We start from the raw sequence: 23,295 nt of genomic DNA on the forward strand, positions 1-23,295 counted from the left end.
ATGAAGACACCTCTCGCTACACTCGCCGCCCTGGGCCTCGCCCTGTCCGCTACCACGGCGCAGGCCGAATCGGTAAGCGTCGCCTACAAGGATCTCAATCTCGACACGGCAGCAGGGCAGAAGATTCTCGAACGGCGTATCGATGCAGCAGCGCGTGAAGCATGCGGCTTCCGAGGCCAGCGCACTGGAACCAGGGTCCGCAGCCCAAGCTCACGCGAGTGTTATGAGGCGGCCAAGATCAGCGCCAGCGAGCAGATCGCAGCGCGCATCAAGGACGAGTCCTTGGGCGGCTGAAACCCCCAGTCCGCCCAACCACCGACCCCGGCCGGATGCAGTCCCCCGGCCGGGGTCACTTTTTGTCCGCTGCAATCGAGCGGGCAGTGGGCAGGCCGAGCACACCGCCGCTCGGCATGTCTCACACGCGTCTCTGACACGCTCCAGAATGTCGGGTATGTGGCCGGTGGAAACCGGCCTGAGCGCCTTTAGCGCCCAGCCATCGCCTTCACCTTCGGCAGATAGGTTCGGCCGATCCGCAGCGCCTCCCCGTCGGCAAGTTCGACCGACCAGACCCCCAGACCGTCATGCCGCAGGCCGGTAATGCGATCTCTGCGAAGGATGGTCGAGCGGTGAATGCGGATGAATTTCGCGGGGTCCAACCGCTTTTCCAGCCCGGCAATGGTCTGCAGGAGAAGATAGGTCCTCGCGGCCTCGCCTTCCCCGACATGCAGGCGGACATAGTCACGCTCTGCATCGATCCGGCCAACTTCGGACGTTGCAATGCGGATCAGTTCCGAACGGTGCGGAATCCACAATTCGTCCAACCACGTGCTGTCGCTCCTCTCACTATCGCCTCTCCGGGCGAGCGCGCGCGACACGGCCCGTTCCAGCCGCTCGGGCTTGACCGGCTTGAGCACGTAATCGACGGCATCGAGATCGAAAGCTTCGACCGCGTAATTGTCATGCGCGGTAACGAAGACCACCGCCGGTCGCTCCGCTTTCTTGGCCAGCGATTTGGCCACCGACATTCCGTCCACTTCCGGCATGGTCATATCGAGCAGGATGAGGTCGGGCGTAAGCGCATCGACCAGACGCAGGGCCTGCGCGCCATCGCTGGCGGTGCCGACGACCTGCAGCTCGCCGATCTTCGAACAGATCACCTGCATCCGCTCGACTGCCAGGGGCTCGTCATCGACGATCAGGGTCTTGAGTTTTTCGGTTTCTTCCTCAGCCATGCTTCACCATCGGTATCCTCAGCTCGGTTTCATAGCCGGTCAACGATGGCCCGGAAACGATCGTCGCGGCATTGCCGAACCGGGCTTCGAGGCGGTCGCGAACATTGGCCAGGCCTATGCCGAAGCCGTGATTCCCGGAGGCACCTGGGCCGTCATCGCCAACGGTGAGCACGAGCCGCCCATATTCCTCGCGCGCAGCGATCGTGACGGTCACTGGCCTGCTTGATGCCGAAACACCGTATTTTACCGAATTTTCCACGAGTGGTTGTAGAATCATGCCAGGGACCTTGAAACCGGCCAGTTCGGACGGGAGATCGACCTTCACCTTCAAACGCTCGGGGAAGCGGACCGATTCGATTTCCAGATAATGTTCCTGGAGATCGATCTCGTCCTCCAGCGTCACATCGCCGGTCGGATCGTCGGCAAGGCTGTGGCGGTAGAACCGGGATATCGTCTGTATCATCTGCTCGGCGCGTTCGGCTTTGCCCGTCATGACCAGGGCAGAAAGCGAGTTGAGCGTGTTGAACAGAAAATGCGGATTCACCTGATAGCGCAAGGAGCGCAGCTCGGCCGCCTTCGCCGCGCTACGGAACCGTTCTCCCCGACGTTCCGCGGCACGCGCCTGTGCGCCGGCAAGGAGAGCTAGAAATAGCGCCGCCCAGGCAAGCAGGAGGAAATACCGCCCGATCGCAAGGTCGAAGGTCATCCGCCATTGATCGAGCGAGGTGGGCGCGGGCGCGATGACCACGCTCTGCGGCACCGATTGCTCCGCCTCTTCCACCTCTTCGCCCATTTGGCTGCGCGGAAGGTCGATCAGGAGATTCCCGGCATCGTCGCGGCGCAACGCGATACCGCGTTCCTTGCCCATTTGCTGCTCGACCCTGGCTTCGATCGAATCAAAGACCCAGCGATTGGCCTGCGCGATCATCATGGCGCCCGGCATTGCCGCGATCAGCGCAACGGCAATCTTAATGCCCAGCGCCCTGTTCTCCACCGCACGCAGGCACAGCCACAAGAGCGCCGTCACCCCTACGCCGATCACGCTGACAAGCGCGCGGCGCCAGAGCAGCTCGTCCTGGAATTCAAGACCGACAACCACACCGCGAAGCGTGATTAGAAGGAAATAGCAGAGCCACAGACCGACCATCGAGGCAAAGACAACTTTGCCGGGCAGGCGTTCATCTGGCGGATTCATCTGGCGTTCATCGATCGACACGCTTTGCGATGTGCCCATTCGAACGCGCAATTGCCAGCGCGGCGGTCGAATGGGTTGTGCGGTTGGTCGAGAGCCCCGCTATTCGGCGGGCTCAAGGTCCCCTTCGGCGATCCGCCGACGCCATTCGGCCGGTGCGAGTGTGTGGACGTTATTGCCCGCTGCATCGACTGCAACGGTAACCGGCATATCCTCCACCTCGAATTCGTAGATCGCTTCCATCCCCAAATCCTCGAAAGCGAGGACCTTGGCCCCCTTGATCGCGCGGCTGACCAGATAGGCAGCGCCGCCCGTCGCCATCAGATAGGCGACCTTGAACCTGGAGATGACCTCTACCGCATTGTGCCCGCGTTCCGCCTTGCCGATCATGGCGAGGAGGCCGAGATCGAGCATCATCTCGGTGAACTTGTCCATGCGTGTGGCGGTGGTCGGACCGGCGGGGCCGACCACCTCGCCCATCACCGGATCGACCGGCCCGACGTAATAAATGGCCCGGCCCCCGAAATCGACCGGCAGCTCTTCGCCCGCATCGAGCATGTCCTTAATGCGCTTATGCGCCGCATCGCGCCCCGTCAGCATCTTGCCGGAGAGCAGCAGGCGATCGCCATGCTTCCAGCTCGACACTTCCTCGGGAGTGAGCGCATCGAGATCGACTCGCCTGGCTGCCGCATCGGGTTTCCAGGTAACCTGCGGATATTCGTCGAGCCTGGGCGGTTCGAGATAGGCAGGGCCTGAGCCATCGAGAGTGAAATGCGCGTGGCGCGTGGCGGCGCAATTGGGGATCATTGCCACCGGCTTGCCCGCCGCGTGGCAGGGTGCGTCGAGAATTTTCACGTCGAGAACGGTCGACAAACCGCCCAGTCCCTGCGCGCCGACGCCCATGGCATTGACGGCATCGAAGATGTCGATGCGTAGCTGCTCGATATCGTTCCGCGCGCCTCGCTGTTTGAGCTGACCCATGTCGATCGGATCCATCAGGCTCAGCTTGGCGAGCTTCATGCAATGCTCGGCCGTGCCGCCAATGCCGATGCCGAGCATGCCCGGCGGGCACCAGCCCGCACCCATCGACGGGATCTGCTCGATCACCCAGTCGACGATATTGTCCGACGGGTTCATCATCTTGAACTTCGACTTGTTCTCGCTACCGCCGCCTTTCGCGGCCACATCGATGCTCACCGTGCTGCCCGGCATCATTTCGACCGAAAGCACCGACGGCGTGTTGTCGCGCGTATTGCGGCGAGTGAAGGCCGGGTCGGCGAGGATCGAGGCACGCAGCTTGTTGTCTGGATGATTGTAGGCGCGGCGCACGCCCTCATCGACGACCTCTTGCAAGGACCGGTCGCTATCGAGGCGGCAATTCATTCCCCATTTGACGAAGACGTTGACGATGCCGGTGTCCTGGCAGATCGGTCGATGCCCCTCGGCGCACATCCGGCTGTTGGTGAGGATCTGTGCGATCGCATCCTTCGCCGCCGGACCTTTTTCCGCTTCATAGGCTTCGCCCAGCGCGCGAATGTAGTCCATCGGATGGTAATAGGAGATATACTGGAGTGCGTCGGCCACGCTCTCGATCAAGTCGTTTTCGCTGATGACGGTCATGTCGCTCATCGCCGCAAATTCCCATGTTGCAGATTTGCGCTCCCCGATAGGCGCGTTTGCCGCCATCGGTCAAAGCGCTTGGCCACAACGGGCCTTGCGCCTAAGGCAACCGGAGCTTGCATAAGCGTGTTATTGATGTAATACAGCTCGCGGAACGACCCATGACCCTGACCACTACCCGCCTCGATTATGCCGCCGCCCGCAAGGCGATGCTCGACAGCCAGTTGCGAACCAGCGGCGTCAACGACGTTTTCGTGCTCGAACGCATGGGCACCGTGGCGCGCGAGGATTTCGTCCCCCAGGCCGCGAAGGCCACGGCCTATATGGACCGCGCGATTAGGCTGGAGAGCGGTGGATTCCTGCCCGCCCCGCTGTTTCATGGCGCGATGCTGGCCGAAGCGCGCCCCACGATGGACGACAGCGTCCTCGTGATCGACGGCGGGAGCGGTTATCTGCCCGCACTGGTCGAGCCGCTGGTTGCGAAGCTCGACACGGTCACGCCCGACAAGGCTGCCAATGGCGCAAAGCGGGGCGCCTACACGCTCGTCCTGGTCGACGGGGCGATCGAACATGTGCCCGCCGCGTTGGCCAAGCTGGTGGCGGATGGCGGGCGGATCGTAACCGGCATGGTCGAGCGCGGCGTCACCCGTCTTGCCACCGGCCGCAAATCGGGCAAGGCGCTGGCATTGTTGTCGCTTGCCGAAATGGGGATCCCGCGGCTCGGCGCATTCGACCGGCCGCAAAGCTGGAGTTTCTGAATGCGTCGCGGAGGGTTTTCGAAAAATCTTGTCCTGGGGTAAGCGCAGGTGCGCTGGCACTGTCCGCGCCGGCCCATGCGGACACTCTCCAGGAAGCCCTGACGCAGGCCTATCGGAACAATCCGACACTGCTTGCCGCCCGCGCCAACCAACGCGCAGTCGACGAAGATGTACCGATCAACGAAGCCCGGGTATTCCGAGCATCAATACGACTGCGACCTATACCGAGTTCATCAAGAATTCGCCCAACAGCTTTACCGCGCCGGAAAGGGTCTTGCAGATCGGACCCAGGCTGGAAGTCCCTATCTATGCCGGCGGGGCGATCCGCAACGCAGTCAAAGCGGCCAAAGAACGCGTGACTGCCGGGCAGGCCGATCTGCGCGCCATAGAAAGCGCGCTCTTCAACCAGGTTGTCGCCGCTTACATGGATGTTCTGCGCAGCGAGGCGCTGGTTTCGCTTTCCGCCAATCAAGTGGAGGTCCTGTCGGTCAACGTGCAGGCGACCAGCGACCGTTTCGAAATCGGAGACCTCACCCGTACCGACGTGGCCCAGTCGCAATCGCGCCTCGCTTTGGCCCAGGGCGATCTGCGCAATGCGCAGGCCACCCTTATCAATGCCCGCGAAACATATATCCGTCTCGTCGGGGAAGCGCCCACCGATCTGCAGCCGCCGCCGCCGCTTCCCAATCTGCCGGCCAATGTCGAAACCGCAGTCGATACCGCGCTGGCCAGCAATCCCGATCTGATCGCCGCCAAGGAACGGGCCGAGGCCGCCGGTTTCGATAGCGAAGCGGCCGGTTCGGGGCGCCTGCCGAATGTGTCCCTGTTCGCAAACACGGCCTATACCGACTATTTCGACACTCTTGCCGGTGGCGCGGGCGGTATCGCTCAGGAAGAGACGACGGCCAATGCCGGCGTGCGGGTAACCATTCCGATTTTCCAGGGTGGTCTGCCCGCGGCGCGCCAGCGTCAGGCACAGGCGCGTGAGACGGCAGCGCTGGAACAGGTGATCGCCACCGAGCGCGAGATCATAGCGCAGGTGCGGGCCGCCTGGTCGAGCTGGCAGGCGTCGCTCGCCGTGATCGAAAGCAGTCGGATCGCCGTCGATGCGGCCGCTCTCAGCCTCGAGGGTGTGCGCGCGGAAAATTCGATCGGCAGCCGCCAGATTCTCGATGTGCTCAATGCCGAGCAGGAACTGCTCAATGCGCGCGTCCAGCTCGTCACCGCTCGCCGCAATGCCTATGTCGCAGGTTTCACGCTGCTCGCGGCGATGGGCCGTGCAGAGGCCCGCGACCTCGGCTTCATCGGCGAAGGCCTGCTTTACGATCCGGCGGAAAATTACGAGCGAGTACGCGGGCGCGTATGGGACTGGGATCGCGATCCCAAACCGGTCGCGATCTCGACCAGCACCGTTGCCGTACCGGCCCCGAACGCCGATGTTCCGCCAGAGGATGAAACCGGGACCGAATCAGGCTATTGAGGGAATGTACCGAATCGGGGCGTACCGATTCGCCAGCAGGGGCTTGAGAGACGATGCAGCAACCGGGTGAACCCTCGGTCGAAGAAATTCTCGACTCAATCAAGAAGGTCATCGCGCGCGACAATCGCGACGGTGCGATCCTCGAGCGGCGCAAACGCGCAGCGCCCGCTGAAAAAGCACCCGAACCGGCTGGTTCAGGTGAAACGGACGAAGTCCTCGAACTGCCGGAAGAAACCGCTCTCGACGATGGGGATAGCGGCGAAGACGCGCTGACCCGGGGCGATACACGCGAAGCCATGCGGCAGAACTTCGCCGCGCTCGCCATGTTGGCCGAACCGGGCAAGCAGCCGCAAATCGTGCGCTCTGGGGAAACCTCGCTGGAGGGCCTGGTTCGCGAGATGCTGCGTCCGATGCTTGCGCAATGGCTCGACGATAATCTTCCCGGAATGGTCGAGGAGCTGGTCAAGGCCGAGATATCCCGGATCGCCGGCAAGCGCAGTTAGGCGCGCCTTCAAGTACCTTGACCGTGAAGCCCAAATCGCTGCGCAAGGCCGAACGAGCGCTGGCCAAGACGGGCGGTGCGCGCGCGGAACGCCAGATATTTCTCTGCGCCCTGTCGGAAAAGCAAAAATGCTGTAGCCGCGCGGATGGGAAAGAGGCCTGGAACTATCTGAAGCGGCGGCTCAAGGAGCTGGGTCTGGCGGGGAGCGGAGGAACGGTTCAGCGCACAAAGGCGGATTGCCTGCAGATCTGCGATTCAGGCCCCATCGCCGTCGTCTGGCCGGACAATGTCTGGTACCATTCATGCACGCCCGAAGTGCTCGAGGCGATCATTCAGCGCCATCTGATCGGCGGCGTACCCGTCGAGGAATACCGGCTCCGACCGGGCGACTAGTCGATTTTCTTGCGCGCTTCCTCAATCGATTCGTCGTGCCCCGTACCTGAAGACAGGAAGACGAGCCCCATCAGCGCGCTGGTGAGCAACATCGTGAAGCCGATGCCGAGCGCGGTGGCGATGTAGAAGTGAATCGACACCTCTTCGTCGCCATATTTGTAAAGCAGCGCCAGCGCGATCGCCACGATCCCGACGGTCAGCAGGAACATGAAGCGCATGATGCGCCTGAAGCGGGCCCAGGCGAAGGCCGCGCTTTCCGGATCGTCGAGGAGGGATTTTTGCGTCATCGCGAAGCCACATGGCGCGCACCGGCATGATAATCAACGCTTCCCCGCAATCCGATTCGCTTTTTCGAGTCGAAAATGGCATTCTGACCACTTCATCACAGGAGGATATGGCGTATGGAAATCCGCAGGTTGATCGAAGGGCGCGCGAGTTCGGACATCATTTCCTGTGCGTTGGACATACCTGTCCGCGAAGCCATCGCTCTTCTGGCCTCGAAACGGATCGGCGCCATACCCGTAACCGAACACGGGAAGGTAGTCGGCATCTTTTCCGAACGCGACGTTATCTATCGCCTCGCCGATGAAGGCGATGCATGCCTTTCCAGACCGCTTGGCGACGTGATGACCGCGCCGGCGATCACCGTGAACCGCGATACGCCGGTGCTCGAAGCGCTCGCCTTGATGACACGCCGCCGCATTCGCCACCTTCCGGTCGTCGATGGAGCCGAGATGTGCGGCTTCATTTCGATTGGCGACCTCGTCAAGGCTCGGCTCGACGAGATCCAGCACGAGGCGGAAGCGATGCGCGAATATATCCAGACCGCTTGAGACCGGCCGCAGCGCTCCCTACATCCAGCTCATGACCACCGCCCCGACACTGACCGATGCCGCTGCGGCCCGCATTGCCGCGATCGCCGCGAAGCAGGCCAAGCCTGCAATCTTGCGCCTGTCGGTCGAAGGGGGCGGGTGTTCGGGTTTCCAATATAAATTCGATCTCGCGGAGTCGCCCGAAGGCGACGATTCGGTGAGCGAAAATGACGGTGTGAAACTGGTGGTCGACGCAGTCAGCATGGACCTCGTCGCCGGAAGCACGGTCGATTTCGTCGAATCGCTCGGTGGGGCTGCTTTCAAGGTCGAGAATCCGCAAGCGGCCGCCGGTTGCGGCTGTGGATCCAGTTTCGGGATCTAAGGTCCTGCCCGCCTGTTCGGAGGGGCTTGCACGCTTCCCCGGCGCCGCGACACAGTGGCTTGCGCCGCCCGCTCCCCGCTTGGCGAGCGGAACGCGCGTGTCGGCCTTGATGCTAGCCAAGGCCGGGGCGACGCCATAAGACCCACGCCATGCGTATCGCCAGTTTCAATATCAATGGGATCAAGGCCCGTCTGCCGCGCCTGAAGGAATGGCTCGAGGAAACCCGGCCCACCGTCGCCTGCCTGCAGGAAATCAAGACGATGGATGAGGGCTTTCCCGCCGAAGAATTCGAAAGCATGGGCTACCAGGCAATCTGGCATGGTCAGAAGAGTTTCAATGGCGTGGCCATCCTTGCCGATGGCGAAAAGCCGGTGGAGATTCAGCGCGGCCTGGGCATCGACGGACCGAAGGATGGAGAGGGCGAACAGGCCCGCTATCTCGAGGCGGAGGTAAGGGGCCTGCGCATTTGCAATCTCTACCTGCCCAATGGCAATCCGCAGCCAGGGCCGAAATTCGAGTACAAGCTGGCCTGGATGGAGAAATTGCGCACGAGATTGCGCGCCATCTGGGAAGAACAGGTTCCGGCCGTGGTGCTGGGGGATTTCAATGTGATCCCCGAAGACAAGGATGTGTGGTCGGTCCGCGCGATGGCCTCGGACGCGCTGATGCAGCCCGAATCACGCGATGCCTATGCGCGACTGCTAGCCGACGGATGGACGGACGCAATCGACACGCTCAACCCGCGGGGCGGCGTATGGACCTACTGGGACTATCAGGCGGGCGCCTGGCAGCGCGATCATGGTTTCCGGATCGACCACCTTCTGCTGTCGCCCGAATTGGCCGACCGGATGAACGCGGCGGGTGTCGACAGGGAATATCGCGGACGCGAGAAAGCCAGCGATCATGCGCCCGTCTGGGTCGACTTGCGAGACTGACGCCGACCTAGCCCAAGGAGAAGGGGCCACCGCGCAAGCGGCAGCCCCTGCATCCGTGTGCGAAACTCGAGCTTAGCGATAGAAGACGTGGGTATCGATCGTCGCCACGGCTACCTTGCGGCGGCTCCAGCCGGGGCGCACATATTTCGCATGGAAATACACCGCATCATCCGCGCTGCTGTCCCACAGGCCGCGATGGGCGATACGCGCAATGGCCTGCGCGCGCTTCCACGCCGCCGATCCGGTCTTGATGCGCGGCATGCGGCCGTTCTTGACGAAGGAAAACTGAGACCGCTGATACACGACGGCGCAGTAGCTTGAGGGCCAACGGCGATCTTCGGCGCGATTCATAATTACCTTGGCGACGGCGAGTTGGCCTTCGAGCGGTTCGCCGCGCGATTCGAAATAGACCGCACCGGCGAGGCACTGCAATTCTTCGGACAACTGCCCCGCAGCAGGCATGGCATCGATGAGGGCACGCAAGCTGTCGGCTTGCGGCACGTCATCGGCGAAATTCTCGGATTCGGCTTCCGCCTGGGCGGGAAGCTCCTGTACCACCTCGTTTTCAACGAATACCGGCACCACTTCCTCGGTGAGGGGGGCTTCGGTGGTAGCTGTTTCGGTTGCTTGCGCCGCAACCTGGGCGTTGGCGCCGGAACCTTCCGCTCCGGCAAACGTCGTAAGGGCGATCGCCGCGACAAGCGCGGTGAAACCAGTGAACTTGCGAATCATTATTGGCAGACAACTAAGCGGTTGGCGGTCTGTCGCAGGCTGGGACCCATGGCGCGTTGATTGCGTCCTTGATGGCGGATCCGTTAACGGGCCTGCCGGCCACCCCCCGTCTGCGTGCTAGCGTGCCGACCCCATTGCCGTCCTACGCCGCCTGCGCATCGAAGTTGGCGGCCAAATAGTCGCAACTGAAATCAAGTCAAGTCAATCGACCGCGCTTGCGACGAAGCGTTCGGCATTTTCGACGTCCAGCTCGATCACCCAGCAATCGGGGTCGGAAGCTCGCCTTTTCGCGACATACTCGTCAAATTCTCCCCGATTTTCAGAGTCTTGCTCACGCGTACATATGAAGCGCCGGGACCCGTCGAGCTGGGGCATGCGCTCCCACAGGCGGGTATTTTTGCCACTATGTGTGGTTAATACGAGAATGACCCCTGCGTCTTTCTCGCCCTTTTGCAGCACCATTCCGAAGCCCCCCGCACCTTCCACCGCTCTGATCAGCCCGGAAACCTCGATATGGGAAGGCAGACGTTCGTCCATATGGATCAGGGGTTTGTCACATAGCCCGGCAGGCTCGACAGGGGGATGTGCGAGCGCATGAAGGTGCCGGTTCCGCGGCCGATCTCGTCACCCTCGGCATCGACCAGCCGCGATTCGGCGACAAATACGCGCTTGCGCCCACTCACCCAGCGCCCCTCGGCCACGACTTCGCCCACCCGTACCGGTTTGGTAAAATGCAGATTGAAGGAAGTCGTCAGCAGGAAACGGTCGGTAACGAAGGTGTTGGCGGCGTAGAATCCGGCATCGTCGAGCATCTTGAAATAGATCGTGCCATGCGCCGCCCCGGCCGCATGATAGACCTCTTCCGTGATGTCGAAGGTGATCCGCGCCGTACCTTCGCCGGTTATTTCGAGCCGCGAGGAAAACAGCGCATTGACCGGCGCCGATGCATAGAGGCTCTCGAGCGCGCGATAATGGCGCTGTGCCCCGCTGGTTGCGGCCCCGGTCACGGTAATGCGGTCTCCCTCAGCGCGGCTCGACCCAGCCGATCGAGCCATCGTGACGCCGATAGACCATATTGTGTTCGCCGCTACCCGCATTCTTGAACAGCAGGCCATTGGCATTCTGGAGGTCCAGCAGCATCACGGCATCCGCCACACTGCATTCGGGAATGATCGCCTTGGTTTCTGCGATGATCGGCGGGCTGTCGGCGGTGATTTCTTCGTCATTGTCGGGTTCCGGCACCCCGAAAATCGTATAGGCGGCTTCTTCTTCCCGGACCGCATGCGCGGCTTGTTTGTGACGGTCCTGGATGCGGCGCTTGTAACGGCGCAGCTGCTTTTCGATCTTGCCTGCCGCCGCGTCGAACGCCTGATGGACGTCATGCGCCTCGGCATGGCCCTTGAGGATCAGGCCCTGCATCACATGAGTCACGATATCCGACGTGAAGGAGCCTCCGGGCCCCTTGCCGAAAGTGACGTGCGAGGAAATCGCGCGGTTGAAATATTTCTCGACGATGGAGTTCAAACGATCGCCGACATGCTCCTGCAAGGCTGCGCCGGTATCGATCTGGTGGCCGGAAACACGTATATCCATCTTGTCGTTTTCTCCTTTACCGTCCCCCGAGCGATCCCAAATCCCCGGCCCCACCGCCGGTTCCCAATGGCCCGCGATCTAGCCCCATAAAGGGTTCTCGATCCCGGCCATGAAGTTCCTGTGTCGCGCCAGTTCGGCCTCGCTGGGAGTATGTCGGCGCGGTTCGCGCCGAGGGCCGACAGGTGCCTTACGCACTGCCGAGATTTCGACCGGCCGGGAAATGTGTGCCGCAGCTACCTCTGCCGCGAGTTCGAGACCGATCTGGCGGCCGCCCCTGAGCTCGACATAGACCTGCGCCAGCAATTCGGCATCGAGCAGTGCTCCATGCTTTACCCGGTGGCTCCGATCGACTCCGTAACGCGAACACAGCGCATCGAGCGACAGCTTCGCGCCGGGATGGCGTTTGCGCGCAAGAGCCACCGTATCCACCATCCTGCTGGTGCAGACAGGCTCCATGTCGATGAGTGTCAGTTCTGCGTTGAGAAATCCAAAGTCGAACCCCGCATTGTGCGCGACCAGCGGAGAGCTCCCGATAAAATCGAGCAATTCGCCAGCCAGATCGCCAAACAACGGCTTGTCGGACAGGAACGCCGACGACAGACCATGCACGGCCTCGGCGCCAGCAGGCATGTCACGCTCGGGGTTGAAATAGGCGTGGTAGCTTTCGCCGGTCGGCACGAGATTGACCAGCTCGATGCAGCCGATCTCAACCATCCGGTCCCCCGTCTTGGGATCGAGTCCGGTGGTTTCGGTATCGAACACGATTTCACGCATCGGGTCTTCTATCGGCTTCGCTGAACAAGATTACAAGGGGGTTACGGTGCTTGGCGAGCGGAGTACGAATCGCCCAATTCGGCGATCAGGGCGATCACGGCGTCTTCGGTTTTCTCCAAGTTCGTCCCGGTATCGATCACATGATCGGCGCGGGCGCGCTTTTGCGAATCGGGGACCTGGAGTTCGAGTATGTGGGCGAATTTTTCCTCGGTCATGCCAGGCCGGGCGAGAACCCTCATGCGCTGCGTCTCGGCGGGCGCGGAAACAACGATCACCTTGTCGACCGCTTCGGCACCGCCCTTTTCGAACAGCAGGGGGATATCGAAAACCACCATCGGCGCGCCGACATGCTCGATCACGAACGCTTCCCGCCTTGCCGCGACGGCAGGATGGACGATCGCCTCGAGCCGGGCGAGCTTTTCCGGATCGCCGAACACCAGTGCCCCAAGCTTGTCTCGCGCAACGCCGTTCTCGTCCGTGCTTCCGGGAAAGGCCTTTTCGATGGCCGGGACCAATGCGCCCCCTGGCCCCTGCATGGCGCGGACCTCCGCGTCGGCATCGAACACCGGAACACCCGCCGCTTCGAACATCGCGGCCACGGTGGACTTGCCCATGCCGATAGACCCGGTCAGGCCGATAATAAGGGGGCGAGTCACGTCATCAGCCTTTCGTGCAGTTCCGCATCATGATCTCGTGGCGGTTCGACACCGAAGAATTGGGTGAACGCCGCGGCGGCCTGGCCGATCAGCATGGCGAGACCGTCTATGGTTTCGAAGCCGGCCTCGCGCGCCTTGCGCAGGAACTCGGTTTCCACCGGATCGGTGACGATATCGTAAGCGATCGAGCCAGGCGGAGCATGAGACCAGTCAAAGGCTAGGGGGGGTTGCCCGCGCATGCCGAGCGGGGAGGCGTTGACGACGAGATCGCAGCATCCCTCCCGGTCATCGAAGGCGAAATCGGTGACGTCGGCAAAATGGCTTAGCGGAGCGGCATGGTGTTCCCCGATCGGATCCAGCTCGTCGAGCAGAGCTTGCGCCTTGTCCGGGTTTCGGCCCGCCAGAACCAGTGTGAACCCCTCTCCGGCCAATCCAGCCACGATGGCCCGGGCCGCGCCGCCTGTTCCGATCACGCGAGCCATGCGGAAATAGTGCTTGCTGCGCAGGCGAACCGACAGCGGTTCCAGAAATCCCGCTACGTCGGTGTTCCGCCCGACCAATTTGCCATCGGACGCCTTTACCACCGTGTTGACCGCTCCGACGCGTTTGGCGAGCGGTTCGAGCCGGTCCATGAGCGGCATGATCGCCTGTTTATGCGGCATGGTGACATTGCAGCCGCGCCAGTCCGCATCGCCGCGTCGTTCGGCGATGAAATCCTCGAGCGCGGCGGATTCGACATGCTGCGCGCGATATTCAGCCGCGAGACCGAGCTTTTCTATCCAGAATCCATGGATCGCGGGGGATTTCGACTGGCGGATCGGATCGCCGATCACTTCGGCATAGCGAGTCACGACAGCAACGCACCTTGCCCGCGCAAGGCGTCCAGAACCTGCAGTAAGGGCATGCCCAGCACGGTGAACTGATCACCCATAATGCTATCGAAAAGCTGCACGCCCGGCCCTTCGATCCGGAATACACCGACACAATAGCTCACTGCGGGCCATTCCGCATCGAGATAGGCGGCGATGAAATCGTCCGACAGGTCACGCACCCGCAAGCGCGCGAAATCGGAACCGACCCAGAGGATCTGGCCGTCACGCGCAAGTGCCGCAGCGCTATGCAGCGTCATGATCTTGCCGGAAAAGAACCGCAAATGCTCCGCCGCATTCTCCCGGCTGGAGGGTTTATCGAACCGTCTGCCATCGACCTCGACCAGAGAATCAGACCCTAGCACCAAGGCATCGGGCTGCCCGTTGGAGACCGCCGCAGCCTTGGCAGCGGCCAGCGCCTGCGCGATTTCCCCGGGCTCGGCTCCATCCATTTCGGATTCGAGGGCGCGTTCATCGACATCCGCGCCCTTTGCCGTGAAAGCGATACCCGCCGCCTCCAGCATCGCCTTGCGAGAGGCGCTGTTGGAGGCAAGGATCAAACCGCTCCCTGCGATCCGTGTCATATCGGTTTGGCTCCCTGACGCGTTCCGCGCGCCTTTCTCTCGTTATAGAGGCGGATCACGGCGGCGGCAGTTTCCTCGATCGAGCGGCGTGTCACGTCGATTACCGCCCAGCCATTGTCGGCAAACATCCGGCGGGCGAACTTGACCTCATCTTTCACCCGCTCGTTATCGACGTAGTCGGTTTGACGCTCTTCGTTGAGCGTCAGCAGGCGGTTGCGCCGGATCTGCACGAGACGTTCGGGCGCGGTGGTCAGCCCGACCACCATCGGATGTTTGAGCTCGAACAGTTTGGAGGGTGGCGGACTTTCCACGACCAGAGGTATATTGGCCACCTTGTAGCCGCGATTGGCGAGATAGATGCTGGTCGGTGTCTTGGAACTGCGCGAAACCCCCGCAAGCATGATATCCGCCTCTTCCCAGTCTTCCCATCCGATACCGTCATCATGCGCGATGGTGAACTGGATCGCCTCGACCCGGTTGAAATAGGCCTGATCCATGGCGTGCTGCCGACCGGGACGCCCGTGCGCTTCCTGGCCGAGCGCCTTTTCCAGCGCTTCGGTCACGCGATCGAGGATCGGTACCGCCGGAAGGCCCGACTGCGTGCACGCTTGTTCCAGCCGTTCGCGCGTTTCGGGATTAACCAGGGTGAACAGCACCAGACCGGGATTGGCCTTGAGTTCGGGCAATATGCGTTCGAGGTGCTGGCGGCTGCGGACCATGGGCCAGAAATGCCGCACCACGTCGGCATCCTCGAACTGCGCAAGCGCCGCCTTCGCCAGCATTTCGAGCGTCTCGCCGGTGGAATCGGACAGCAGGTGAAGATGAATCCGGTTGGAGATTTCGATACCCTGGGCCTGTGGAGAACGCGAGGCATAAACCACGGGAGAAAGCTGGCGACAAGTTCGGGACCAAAAACCCTCCCCGATACGAGTCCTTCACGGGCCGATTCCCGCACAGCAAATGGAAGTTGTGCGCAGGGGTGGGGACAGCGAGGATAAGTTTGACTCGACTCAGGGCCGCTGGCGAGTCGGATTTGCGGCTCCACCCTTTGCAGCGCGGGAGAAATCGGGCAGGGGCCGCTTATCCCTGAAATCCACAGGGCCAACAGACTCCTTCTACCTCTATATAAATACTATTATTTATTGGATTGGACTCATCGATGCCCGGTCTCCTTCTCGACACGTTGAATGGCAAGCGAGGATCACGCGTCCCTCTCTGGCTCATGCGCCAGGCCGGTCGCTACCTTCCCGAATATCGGGCTCTGCGCGCCGAAAAGGGCGGTTTTCTCGCCTTGGCCTATGATAGCGAGGCGGCCTGCGAGATTACCTTGCAGCCCATCGAGCGGTTCGGTTTCGACGGGGCGATCCTGTTTTCCGACATCCTCATCGTGCCGCATGCCATCGGCCAGCATCTGGAGTTCCTTGCGGGCGAAGGTCCCAAGCTCTCGCCGCCGCTGGTCGATGCAGCGCTGGAAGGGCTTACTCCCGATCCCTCGCGCTATGACGCGATTTACGAGACGGTACGCCTCTGTCGTCGGCGCCTGCCCGAAGGGGTGACGATGCTGGGCTTTGCCGGGAGCCCGTGGACCGTGGCGACTTACATGGTGGCCGGCGAGGGAAGCCGCGACCAGCACGAAGCGCGCGCGCTGGCCTATCGCGATCCGGCCAAGCTCGATGCGATTCTCGATCGGATCGTTGCAGAAACCATCGATTATCTTTCCGGCCAGATCGGAGCCGGTGCGGAAGCGGTGCAACTGTTCGATAGCTGGGCGGGCAGCCTTGCTCCCGATGAGTTCGAGCGGTTGGTTATCGCTCCGAATGCGAAAATCGTTGCCGAACTGCGCAGGCGCCACCCGGCGACGCCGGTGATCGGCTTTCCCAAAGGCTCAGGCGAAAAGCTGTCGGCCTATGCCCGCGAGACGGGCGTACAGGCGGTCGGTGTGGACGAGACAATCGATCCGGTCTGGGCGCATCGCGAGTTGCCCCAGGGCATGCCGGTACAGGGCAATTTCGATCCGCTACTGCTCCTTTCTGGCAGCGAGCGCCTGGAAAGCCGCGCGCGCTTCATCCTGGAGGCATTTGCCGACCGACCGCATGTCTTCAACCTCGGCCACGGTATCGATCGCCGCACTCCGATCGAGCATGTCGAGCGACTGATTGCGGTGGTTCGCGATTTCGAGGGTGACGGAGGCGGGCGCGGTCCCTAGATGATCGTGCAATGCAGGATGTTCTCGCGATGACCTATTTCTGGCTCAAAGCCGGCCACATCATTTTCATGGTGTTCTGGATGGCGGGATTGTTCATGCTGCCACGGCAGATGATTTATCTTCACCCTGCATCCGAGGGATCCGAAGCGTCCGCCATGTGGGCGAAACGAATGGGGCTGCTTCGCAAGGTCATCCTGACACCCAGCCTGATTGTGGTCTGGGTCTTGGGTCTGCTCCTGGCGATGGCGATCGGCGCCTGGGACCAGGGCTGGTTCCACGCAAAATTGCTCTTTGTCGTGCTCCTGACGGCTTTCCATGGAATCATGGTTGCGCGGGCGAAGAAAATGATCGCGGGCGAACGACCGATGACCGAAAAGCAACTGCGTATCTGGGGAGAATTTCCGGGGATCGCGCTTGCCATCATCGTGGTGCTGGTGGTCGTCAAGCCGTTCTGACCCGCGCCATTGCGATATTCCGTGCTCGCTTGGCGCCCATGAGGCACCGCTATATCGCTTTGCCGATTGACGCCCATTCGGCGCGGGCGTAACTGCACTGCCATCTCCCGGCTAGAGGTCTCGCATTCGCACGAGGCCGGGTCCGCTTTCTCCAAGCCCATACCGACCCGTCGGACACCCAAACTGAGAATACCGAGTAAAACACATGCATCTCAAGGATTTGAAAGAAAAAACTCCGGCAGACCTGGTCGCGATGGCCGAGGAGCTGGGTGTCGAGGGTGCCTCGACGATGCGCCGACAGGACCTGATGTTCTGCATTCTGCGCGAACTGGCCGAGGACGAGGACTACGAAGAAAAGATCATGGGCATCGGCACCATCGAGGTGCTGCAGGATGGCTTTGGATTTTTGCGTAGCCCGGAGGCGAATTATCTCGCCGGACCCGACGACATCTATGTCTCGCCCAATCAGGTCCGCAAATGGGGCCTGCGCACCGGCGATACGGTCGAAGGTGAAATCCGTGCGCCGAGGGAGGGCGAGCGCTATTTCGCCCTGACCGAACTGTACAAGGTCAATTTCGACGATCCCGACGCGGTTCGCCATCGCACCAATTTCGACAACCTCACGCCGCTCTACCCGGAAGAAAAGCTCACGCTCGACACACTCGATCCGACGGTCAAGGACAAGTCGGCGCGCGTGATCGATATCATCTCGCCGCAGGGCAAGGGCCAGCGTGCGCTGATCGTCGCGCCGCCGCGCACCGGTAAAACGGTGTTGCTGCAGAACATCGCCAAAGCGATCACGGATAATCACCCGGAAGTCTTCCTGCTGGTCCTGCTCGTCGACGAGCGGCCCGAGGAAGTCACCGACATGCAGCGCAGCGTCAAAGGCGAGGTGATTTCCTCCACGTTCGACGAACCTGCAAACCGGCACGTCCAGGTCGCCGAAATGGTCATCGAGAAGGCCAAGCGCCTCGTCGAACACAAGCACGATGTGGTTATCCTGCTCGACTCGATCACGCGTCTCGGCCGTGCCTACAACACGGTGGTGCCCAGCTCGGGCAAAGTGCTGACCGGCGGTGTCGACGCAAACGCATTGCAGCGCCCCAAGCGTTTCTTCGGCGCCGCCCGCAATATCGAAGAGGGCGGATCGCTTTCGATCATCGCGACCGCGCTGATCGATACCGGCAGCCGTATGGACGAGGTCATCTTCGAAGAGTTCAAGGGCACGGGCAACAGCGAAATCGTGCTCGACCGCAAGGTTGCGGACAAGCGCATCTTCCCGGCGCTCGATGTCGGCAAGAGCGGGACGCGCAAGGAAGAGCTGCTTGTCGAGAAGGACAAGCTTTCGAAAATGTGGGTCCTGCGCCGGATTCTCATGCAGATGGGCACGATCGACGCGATGGAATTCCTGCTCGACAAGATGAAGGATTCCAAGACCAACGAAGATTTCTTCGCGACGATGAATCAGTAGCGTCTCGGTCCCGCCTGTTGAAAGATGCCGATATCTTTCGGCTCTTTGGGCATGCGTCTACAGCAGGCGGGACCGGATGCAGTGCTGCCCGATTTGGATCGGAGCGGACGTGGCGCGCAAACAGCTACGCGAGGTCAGGATGTAATCGTCGGTGCTCGGTGGATGGGCCATGCGGTTGAATGCATGGCAGCGGCTATCTGTGCTGGATTGCTGCCCTGCATTCCATTCGACCATGCCGCCGAGGAGGAGGTACAGGGAAGGCCGATCAGCCCTTCATCTTCTCCAGCATCGCGGCCATCTGTTCCCACACTTTGTTGACTGCCTTCAGCGGGCGCACCATCACTTTGAAATCGGCGATCATGCCGTCCTCGTCGAACCGGATGAGGTCGATACCGTTGACGTGAATGTCGTCCATCTCGGTCGTGAATTCGAGCATGGCGTTATCGCCGTCGATCAGTTCGCGGACATATTCGAAGCTGTCATTGCCGAGTGTTTTTCCGGCGGCGGAAAGGTAGGCGACCACGATGGGGCGGCCGACCTGAGGGGTATGCACGACGGGCGAATGGAATACGGCGTCGTCACGGATAATGGCAGAGAGCTCTTCGGCACAGCTGCCGTTTTCGATGACTTGGTGCCAGCGTTTCAGGCCTAGCTCTGCGCTCATTCTGCTCTCCGGAAAGTGTCCGCCCGGGCGGCATGCCAGTGCCGGGCATAGGGTGTCGCGTCGGCATCCTCGAGCAACTGGCCCGGCTCGAGGAAGGTGTAGATGCGATCGATGGCATCGGAGCGCGCCCCGTTCAACCGTTCGCGCATATCGTGCGGGTCGATTTCCCAGGGACTGGCGAGCCCCATGGCCACCACGATTTCGCGTAGCGAGTGAAGCGTCTGACGCTGGAAGCGCGCGATGCGGGGAGCCTTCTCCTCCACGACCAGGCCGCGTTGCCGCCATGCGTCCTGGGTGGCGATGCCGGTAGGGCAGGTTCCCCTGTGGCAATTCATCGACTGTACGCAGCCCAGGGCGAACATAAAGGGCCGGGCGGCATTGCACCAATCGGCACCGAGCGCGAAAGCCTTGGCCAGTTGCGCGCCCGAATGCAATTTGCCCGAAGCGGCGATTTTGACCTTGTCCTTGAGCGCCAGCCCCACAAGCATGTTGCGCACCATGATTTGCCCCTCACGCAAGGGCATGCCCACCGAGTTGGATAATTCGAGCGGTGCCGCGCCAGTTCCTCCTTCGGCGCCATCGACGGTAATGAAATCGGGGTGCAGCCCGGTTTCCAACATCGCTTTGCCAATGGCGAAGAGTTCGTGCGGTTGCCCGACACACAGCTTGATGCCGACCGGTTTGCCACCCGATAAATCGCGCAGAGAGGTGAGCCATTCGAGCAATTGAACCGGTGTCGAGAAGGTCGGATGGGCCGCCGGCGAAATCACCGTCTCGCCAACGGGCACTCCGCGCGCCTCTGCGATCTCTTCGGTCACCTTGGCGCCCGGCAGCACACCGCCATGCCCCGGCTTGGCACCCTGGCTCAGTTTGATTTCGATCATCTTCACCTGATCGCTGGTGGCATTGTCCCGAAACTGGTCCGGATCGAAATGCCCGTCGGACCGACGCGCGCCGAAATATCCGCTGCCCAGCTCCCAGATGAGATCGCCGCCGGGGGAACGGTGATAGCGGCTGATCGAGCCTTCGCCCGTATTGTGCGCAAACCCGCCAAGGGCGGCGCCCGCGTTGAGTGCTTCGATGGCGCGCGCGGAAAGCGAACCGAAGCTCATTGCCGAGATATTCAGCAGGGCGGCGGAATAGGGTTTGGCACAGGTGCCTTCGCCCACGGTGACGCGCCAGTGATCGGGTGCATCCTGTTTCGGTGCGATCGAGTGGCTGAGCCATTCATATTCATCGGAGTAGACATCGAGCTCGGTTCCCATCGGATGAGAATCCAGATCGCCCTTTGCCCGCGCGTAAACGAGCGCTCGCGCCTGATGGCTGAAGGGACGACCATCGAGGTCGTCCTCCACGATATAGGCCTGCGCGAAGGGCCGCAGGTCCTCCATCAACCAACGAATACGGGCCAGGACCGGGTAATTTCTCCTAAGTGTATGTTCGCGCTGAAGAAAATCCCAGAGCGCCAGGATCACAAGCGGAATTAGGAGCCATAGCGTCCAGCGCGCCGGTTCCCACCACCAGGCGACCCCGCACAGTGCGACCAGACCGGCGGGGACGACATACCGAAAGGGAATATGCTCCACGCGTCAGCCGAGATGCCGGGCGAAAAACTCGGCGGTTCTGCTGTCTGCCAATTGCGCGGCGTCTTCGGATCGACGCTTGCCGAATTCGGTGGCGAAACCGTGATCGAGCCCTTCGTAATCGTGCAGTGTGACCTTGGGATGGTCGTCCAGGCCCTCATGCATGGCCTTTTGCGTATTCTTGTCGACGAATCCGTCCTCTGTAGGAATGTGCAGCATGAGCGGGTTCGCGATCGCATGCTTTTCACCGAGAAGACCGTCGATACCGACGCCATAATAGCCGACACTCGCATCGATATCGGTGCGGGCGGCGGTCATGAAAGCGAGGCGTCCACCGAGGCAGTAACCAACGCAACCAACCTTGGGAACGCTTTCCTCGCGCCTGATATAATGGATCGTGGCTTCGATATCCCGAATTCCCTGATCCTGATTGAACCGGCCCATCAGATCGAGAGCGCGCTGAAATTCGGGTTCGACATCGGGATCGAGCTCGACTCCCGGTTCTAGGCGCCAGAACAGGTCGGGAGCGATCGCGAGATAACCCTCTTCCGCGAGCTTGTCGCACTTGCGCCGGATGCCCGCATTGACCCCGAAGATCTCCTGAATGACGAGAATCGCGGCCTTGGCTCGCTCGGCGGGTCTTGCGACGTAAGCGGTGAATTCTTCCGTGCCCGACAGTGTGGGGATGGTGACGGTTTCGGTCATGGGTTTTGTGCCTCGCTCGCTTCGAATGGTGTCTTATGCTTGCATGACGCGCATTGCAGACCCAAATAGGGTCTCGCAAGCCATAACGGAGGAAGCGCGATGAAGGTCCATATCGAAATCGATTGCACGCCCGAAGAGGCAAGGACCTTCATGGGGCTGCCCGATGTCGGCAAGGCAAACGCCGTATATGTCGACATGATGTCGAAGGCGATGAAGGGTGTGAACAATACCGACCAATTGCAGGAATATGCGAAACAGTTGGCACCGATGGGGCAGGCCGGTTTCAAGCTTTTCCAAAGTTTCATGGAAGGTGCCAATGCGGCGCGTACTTCGTCGGCGAAGAAGACTTCCGACGACGATTGAGGCCGTTACGGCGCGATGAGCGAGACGATCTATGCGCTGTCGAGCGGTGCGCCGCCTGCGGGGATCGGTGTTATCCGCATAAGTGGGTCGGATGCCGGGTCGGCGCTCGAGCGGCTTACCGGGGGCCTTCCTCCCGAACGTTCGCCCCGATTGAGAGCCCTGCGCAATGCCACTGGCGATACGCTCGACCAGGCTTTGATCCTGTGGTTTCGCGGTCCAGCCACGGTTACCGGCGAGGACCTGGCTGAAATTCACTGCCACGGGGGCAGGGCGGTGATCGCGGCTATTCTCCAGGAACTTGGGACCTACGCGGGATTGCGGGAGGCCGAGCCGGGAGAATTCACGCGGCGTGCCTTCGGCAATGGCAAGATCGATCTCGCCGAGGCGGAGGGTCTTGCCGATTTGCTTTCAGCTGAAACCGAAATGCAAAGGCGGGGAGCGATGCTCTCGGTCGGAGGGGAGCTATCGCGCCGAATTGAGGGATGGCGCGAGCGTGTTCTCGGCTTCGCCGCTGCGGTCGAGGCGGTCATCGATTTCGCCGACGAGGACGATGTTGCCGGCCTGCCGGGTGACTTCCATGCGCGGTTGGAAGATCTCGCGGCGGAGATCCGTGGCATCGCCGCCCAGCCTGCCACCGAGCGTCTTCGGGATGGCATCAGGGTCGTTTTGGCGGGTCCTCCCAATGCGGGGAAATCGTCGCTATTCAACGCATTGTTGGCGGACGATGCCGCGATCGTCACTGCCGAGGCGGGGACAACCCGCGACGTTCTCGAACGCCCAGTAGCGATTGGCGGCATCCCATTCGTATTGGTGGATACGGCGGGAATGCGGGAGAGCGGGGCGGGTGCAATCGAGGAAATCGGGATAGAGCGAGCCCGCCGCGAGGTCTCGGCGGGGCAGATCGTCCTGTGGTTGGGAGAGGAGGCAGACGCACCCGAAGGCGCGATTTGCGTGCGCTCCAAATCGGATCTGCGCTCCTCAGAAAGCGGCGGTTTACAAGTTTCAGCGGTAACCGGCGCCGGGATCGAGCGATTGACGGCGCTTCTGGTCGAGCGAGGCCGCACCGCTTTACCCCCCGTGGACAGATTGGCTTTCAATCGGCGTCAGCGGGATTGGGCCTTGGCCGCGGCCGAGGGCCTCTCCGCCGTGAGAGTGGACGACGACCTCCTGCTTGTCGCTGAACACCTTCGGACCGCGCGTCGCGCGCTCGATCGACTGGTTGGCCGCGAGTCGACCGAGGAAATGCTCGACACGCTTTTCGGCAGATTTTGTATCGGGAAATAGTTGTTTCACGTGAAACATGCGCCTTTGACGTGAATCCCGGCTTTCGGTAG

Annotated in this window: 28 protein-coding genes and 1 pseudogene; 13 read left to right on the top strand and 16 right to left on the bottom strand. The window is 61.6% G+C overall.

Annotated elements, in window-relative coordinates:
• Positions 1-294: a UrcA family protein gene (locus tag DVR09_RS02590; RefSeq protein ID WP_115415555.1), complete on the top strand. Its 294-nt coding sequence runs from the start codon at positions 1-3 to the stop codon at positions 292-294.
• Positions 295-482: 188 nt separating this feature from the next.
• Here DVR09_RS02590 and DVR09_RS02595 read toward each other — a convergent pair whose 3' ends face one another.
• Genes DVR09_RS02595 through DVR09_RS02605 form a run of 3 tightly spaced genes read right to left on the bottom strand, consistent with a single transcriptional unit; the run spans position 483 to position 4,044 of the window.
• Positions 483-1,232: a LytR/AlgR family response regulator transcription factor gene (locus DVR09_RS02595; protein ID WP_115415556.1), complete on the bottom strand. Its 750-nt coding sequence runs from the start codon at positions 1,230-1,232 to the stop codon at positions 483-485.
• On the bottom strand, positions 1,225-2,466 hold the full coding sequence (locus tag DVR09_RS02600; protein WP_234041526.1) for a sensor histidine kinase: 1,242 nt from the start codon (positions 2,464-2,466) through the stop codon (positions 1,225-1,227). The genes DVR09_RS02595 and DVR09_RS02600 overlap by 8 nt, the downstream gene beginning before the upstream one ends.
• 60 nt (positions 2,467-2,526) lie before the next feature.
• Positions 2,527-4,044, bottom strand: a complete 1,518-nt coding sequence (locus tag DVR09_RS02605) for a fumarate hydratase (RefSeq protein WP_115417741.1) — start codon at positions 4,042-4,044, stop codon at positions 2,527-2,529.
• Between the two features lie 161 nt (positions 4,045-4,205).
• Between DVR09_RS02605 and DVR09_RS02610 the strand changes: the two genes are divergently transcribed.
• The 4 genes and pseudogenes from DVR09_RS02610 (at position 4,206) to DVR09_RS02625 (ending at position 7,177) form a co-directional block, all read left to right on the top strand.
• On the top strand, positions 4,206-4,802 hold the full coding sequence (locus DVR09_RS02610) for a protein-L-isoaspartate O-methyltransferase family protein (protein ID WP_115415557.1): 597 nt from the start codon (positions 4,206-4,208) through the stop codon (positions 4,800-4,802).
• A gap of 53 nt (positions 4,803-4,855) precedes the next feature.
• A pseudogene (locus DVR09_RS02615) lies at positions 4,856-6,282 on the top strand (TolC family outer membrane protein).
• Positions 6,283-6,335: 53 nt separating this feature from the next.
• Positions 6,336-6,785 carry a DUF2497 domain-containing protein gene (locus tag DVR09_RS02620; RefSeq protein WP_115415558.1) on the top strand — a complete coding sequence of 150 codons (450 nt, stop codon included), beginning with the start codon at positions 6,336-6,338 and terminating at the stop codon, positions 6,783-6,785.
• Between the two features lie 23 nt (positions 6,786-6,808).
• Positions 6,809-7,177 carry a (2Fe-2S) ferredoxin domain-containing protein gene (locus DVR09_RS02625; RefSeq protein WP_115417742.1) on the top strand — a complete coding sequence of 123 codons (369 nt, stop codon included), beginning with the start codon at positions 6,809-6,811 and terminating at the stop codon, positions 7,175-7,177.
• On the opposite strand, the gene DVR09_RS02630 is transcribed toward DVR09_RS02625, so the two are convergent.
• Positions 7,174-7,464, bottom strand: coding sequence for a hypothetical protein (locus tag DVR09_RS02630; RefSeq protein ID WP_115415559.1), 291 nt, complete (start codon positions 7,462-7,464; stop codon positions 7,174-7,176). The genes DVR09_RS02625 and DVR09_RS02630 overlap by 4 nt on opposite strands.
• Positions 7,465-7,578: 114 nt before the next feature.
• Here DVR09_RS02630 and DVR09_RS02635 point away from each other — a divergent pair, with 114 nt between their 5' ends.
• From DVR09_RS02635 to xth, 3 genes are all read left to right on the top strand, one after another.
• Positions 7,579-8,010 (top strand): CBS domain-containing protein, encoded by a 432-nt coding sequence (locus DVR09_RS02635; protein ID WP_115415560.1) that lies wholly within the window; start codon positions 7,579-7,581, stop codon positions 8,008-8,010.
• Positions 8,011-8,041: 31 nt separating this feature from the next.
• Positions 8,042-8,371, top strand: a complete 330-nt coding sequence (locus tag DVR09_RS02640; RefSeq protein ID WP_115415561.1) for a HesB/IscA family protein — start codon at positions 8,042-8,044, stop codon at positions 8,369-8,371.
• 149 nt (positions 8,372-8,520) lie between these two features.
• Entirely contained in the window at positions 8,521-9,306 is a 786-nt protein-coding gene (gene xth / locus DVR09_RS02645) for an exodeoxyribonuclease III (protein ID WP_115415562.1), read from the top strand.
• Positions 9,307-9,378: 72 nt separating this feature from the next.
• On the opposite strand, the gene DVR09_RS02650 is transcribed toward xth, so the two are convergent.
• From DVR09_RS02650 to DVR09_RS02690, 9 genes are all read right to left on the bottom strand, one after another.
• Complete coding sequence (locus DVR09_RS02650; protein ID WP_115415563.1) at positions 9,379-10,038, bottom strand: cell wall hydrolase; 660 nt, start codon at positions 10,036-10,038, stop codon at positions 9,379-9,381.
• Positions 10,039-10,239: 201 nt separating this feature from the next.
• Positions 10,240-10,575, bottom strand: coding sequence for a DUF1491 family protein (locus DVR09_RS02655; RefSeq protein ID WP_115415564.1), 336 nt, complete (start codon positions 10,573-10,575; stop codon positions 10,240-10,242).
• A gap of 5 nt (positions 10,576-10,580) precedes the next feature.
• Complete coding sequence (locus DVR09_RS02660) at positions 10,581-11,045, bottom strand: PaaI family thioesterase (protein ID WP_234041528.1); 465 nt, start codon at positions 11,043-11,045, stop codon at positions 10,581-10,583.
• A 16-nt stretch (positions 11,046-11,061) separates the two neighbouring features.
• Complete coding sequence (gene hpf, locus DVR09_RS02665) at positions 11,062-11,631, bottom strand: ribosome hibernation-promoting factor, HPF/YfiA family (protein ID WP_115415566.1); 570 nt, start codon at positions 11,629-11,631, stop codon at positions 11,062-11,064.
• 78 nt (positions 11,632-11,709) lie between these two features.
• Complete coding sequence (gene dnaQ, locus DVR09_RS02670) at positions 11,710-12,405, bottom strand: DNA polymerase III subunit epsilon (RefSeq protein ID WP_115415567.1); 696 nt, start codon at positions 12,403-12,405, stop codon at positions 11,710-11,712.
• A gap of 41 nt (positions 12,406-12,446) precedes the next feature.
• On the bottom strand, positions 12,447-13,061 hold the full coding sequence (gene coaE / locus DVR09_RS02675; RefSeq protein WP_115415568.1) for a dephospho-CoA kinase: 615 nt from the start codon (positions 13,059-13,061) through the stop codon (positions 12,447-12,449).
• Positions 13,058-13,912: a shikimate dehydrogenase gene (aroE, locus tag DVR09_RS02680; RefSeq protein ID WP_115415569.1), complete on the bottom strand. Its 855-nt coding sequence runs from the start codon at positions 13,910-13,912 to the stop codon at positions 13,058-13,060. The genes coaE and aroE overlap by 4 nt, the downstream gene beginning before the upstream one ends.
• Positions 13,909-14,514 carry a Maf family protein gene (locus DVR09_RS02685; protein ID WP_115415570.1) on the bottom strand — a complete coding sequence of 202 codons (606 nt, stop codon included), beginning with the start codon at positions 14,512-14,514 and terminating at the stop codon, positions 13,909-13,911. Before DVR09_RS02685 ends, aroE begins: the two co-directional genes overlap by 4 nt.
• A complete protein-coding gene (locus DVR09_RS02690; RefSeq protein WP_234041592.1) occupies positions 14,511-15,296 on the bottom strand; it encodes a pyruvate, water dikinase regulatory protein in 786 nt (261 codons plus the stop codon). The genes DVR09_RS02685 and DVR09_RS02690 overlap by 4 nt, the downstream gene beginning before the upstream one ends.
• Before the next feature lie 377 nt (positions 15,297-15,673).
• On the opposite strand from DVR09_RS02690, the gene hemE reads away from it, so the two are divergent.
• From hemE to rho, 3 genes are all read left to right on the top strand, one after another.
• On the top strand, positions 15,674-16,720 hold the full coding sequence (gene hemE / locus DVR09_RS02695; protein WP_115415571.1) for a uroporphyrinogen decarboxylase: 1,047 nt from the start codon (positions 15,674-15,676) through the stop codon (positions 16,718-16,720).
• An 11-nt stretch (positions 16,721-16,731) separates the two neighbouring features.
• The gene (locus tag DVR09_RS02700) at positions 16,732-17,175 is read left to right on the top strand and encodes a CopD family protein (RefSeq protein ID WP_115415572.1); all 444 of its coding nucleotides are present in this window, start codon (positions 16,732-16,734) and stop codon (positions 17,173-17,175) included.
• A gap of 205 nt (positions 17,176-17,380) precedes the next feature.
• Complete coding sequence (gene rho, locus DVR09_RS02705; protein ID WP_115415573.1) at positions 17,381-18,646, top strand: transcription termination factor Rho; 1,266 nt, start codon at positions 17,381-17,383, stop codon at positions 18,644-18,646.
• Positions 18,647-18,911: 265 nt separating this feature from the next.
• On the opposite strand, the gene DVR09_RS02710 is transcribed toward rho, so the two are convergent.
• Genes DVR09_RS02710 through DVR09_RS02720 form a run of 3 tightly spaced genes read right to left on the bottom strand, consistent with a single transcriptional unit; the run spans position 18,912 to position 21,598 of the window.
• Positions 18,912-19,310, bottom strand: coding sequence for a nuclear transport factor 2 family protein (locus tag DVR09_RS02710; protein WP_115415574.1), 399 nt, complete (start codon positions 19,308-19,310; stop codon positions 18,912-18,914).
• The gene (locus DVR09_RS02715; RefSeq protein ID WP_115415575.1) at positions 19,307-20,896 is read right to left on the bottom strand and encodes an FMN-binding glutamate synthase family protein; all 1,590 of its coding nucleotides are present in this window, start codon (positions 20,894-20,896) and stop codon (positions 19,307-19,309) included. Before DVR09_RS02715 ends, DVR09_RS02710 begins: the two co-directional genes overlap by 4 nt.
• 3 nt (positions 20,897-20,899) lie before the next feature.
• Positions 20,900-21,598, bottom strand: a complete 699-nt coding sequence (locus tag DVR09_RS02720; protein WP_115415576.1) for a dienelactone hydrolase family protein — start codon at positions 21,596-21,598, stop codon at positions 20,900-20,902.
• A 99-nt stretch (positions 21,599-21,697) separates the two neighbouring features.
• Here DVR09_RS02720 and DVR09_RS02725 point away from each other — a divergent pair, with 99 nt between their 5' ends.
• Entirely contained in the window at positions 21,698-21,961 is a 264-nt protein-coding gene (locus tag DVR09_RS02725) for a DUF6489 family protein (RefSeq protein ID WP_115415577.1), read from the top strand.
• A 15-nt stretch (positions 21,962-21,976) separates the two neighbouring features.
• Positions 21,977-23,245 (top strand): tRNA uridine-5-carboxymethylaminomethyl(34) synthesis GTPase MnmE, encoded by a 1,269-nt coding sequence (gene mnmE / locus DVR09_RS02730; protein WP_115415578.1) that lies wholly within the window; start codon positions 21,977-21,979, stop codon positions 23,243-23,245.
• Positions 23,246-23,295 lie beyond the last annotated feature (50 nt).

The sequence above is a fragment of the Erythrobacter aureus genome, assembly GCF_003355455.1.
Taxonomy (GTDB): domain Bacteria; phylum Pseudomonadota; class Alphaproteobacteria; order Sphingomonadales; family Sphingomonadaceae; genus Qipengyuania; species Qipengyuania aurea.